This is a genomic window from Streptomyces sp. NPDC047000 (assembly GCF_040644295.1).
GTDB lineage: Bacteria > Actinomycetota > Actinomycetes > Streptomycetales > Streptomycetaceae > Streptomyces.
On the sequence record NZ_JBEYWE010000082.1, the window covers coordinates 1 to 1,405 of the forward strand.

Below are 1,405 nucleotides of genomic sequence, written 5' to 3' on the forward strand. Positions count from 1 at the left end.
AGCCGCATCTCACAGGGCGGCCGACACGAGGCTTACCGGAACGCGTCGAGCAAGGTCGCTTACACCACGAGGCGGGACACGACCCGTCACAGGCTCCCATGGCGCGGAAGTCCCGGCGCGCCTCTGGGAGACTCAGTCAGCCGTTCGGGCCACCTCGAACCCGGTCGGCATCGTGGTCGTCCTGCCCGTCGTCCGGGCGGCACCACCGACATCCTCACCGTCAGGCATGGCCGTCAGCCTGCCGCTCGATGCCCGCGGTTGCTCGTCATACCCGTTCGGGTGCGTACCTCGTGCACGTTCCGGCCCAGGTGTCCAGGCTTGACCTCAGTATGTGTCTTCTCGTGGAGGTGAAAGAACATGCCGACGTACGTCACCTTGCTGAACTGGACCGATCAAGGGCTCCGAAACTACAAGGACACCGCGAAGCGCGCCGAGACCTTCGATGCGGAGCTACAGAAGCTCGGGGTAAGGCTCCTGAACCTCTACTGGACCCTCGGTCCGTACGACGTCGTGGCCGTCGTCGAGGCGCCTGACGACGAAACTGCCACCGCAGCACTCCTGCAACGCGGCGGGATGGGCAACATCCGTTCCACGACTCTGCGGGCCTTCGGCCGAGAGGAGGTGGAACGCATCATCGCCAAGACGGCTGGCTGACGACCACCACATGGCGCAGGCGATGGCGCTCGGCGAGCCGGCTCCGACCTCCTCGTCCCGAGGCAACTGCGGTGGGTCCTCGACCTGAGGCTGGCGCGCCCCTCACCCGGTGCGATGGTCCGCAGACGTCCGCGCTTGTCAGCCGCTGTTCGTGGGCGTTGTCACGCAGTGAGACACGCACCGGGCGTCGCTTCGCGGGCGCGGCAAACACCGGTGCGGGTGCAGGAGCATTGCCCTACGATCATCCTGCCTGCGTCGGCCGGCCCGCTGTAGACCCGCAGCACCGGCCCGTTGTGGAGGGGGCCAGCCCGTTCAAGCCGGGCCAGGTGGGCTGACATCTGCTGAGTGATCCGATGAGGAATTTGCCTGGACCTCAGTCGACGACAGTCAGCCACGACTGCGAGAGTGCCGCCCGATCAGGCGCGCGTGTGCCTGCTGTACCCCCACCGGGGTCAGCCACGCTGCCATGCCGTCGACCGGAGCAAGCCGCGCCGGCCGGACCGTAGAACGCCTCCGGAGCCGCCAGGACGGGGGCCCTCAGTTTGGGAAGCTGCGATCATTTGCGGCAGGCGCGAGCGTTGACCTGGGGGAACGGCCAAGATGGGGCCTCGTCGGGCCGGGCCGCGTTCACCGTGGTTCCCCCTTGTTCCTCGCTCGATCCGGTGCGCTTGTGGTGCGTCCATGGTGCGCATATCACAACACACCTTTTGATCCGTCTCTCTGTGGATCGGTCATCGACGGGTGTACAGAC

General features: G+C 66.8%; 1 protein-coding gene. It reads left to right on the top strand.

Going from position 1 to position 1,405, the window contains the following annotated elements; genetic code table 11:
- Nucleotides 1-357 precede the first annotated feature (357 nt).
- Complete coding sequence (locus ABZ862_RS38470) at nt 358-654, top strand: GYD domain-containing protein (RefSeq protein WP_360969282.1); 297 nt, start codon at nt 358-360, stop codon at nt 652-654.
- Nucleotides 655-1,405: the final 751 nt, after the last annotated feature.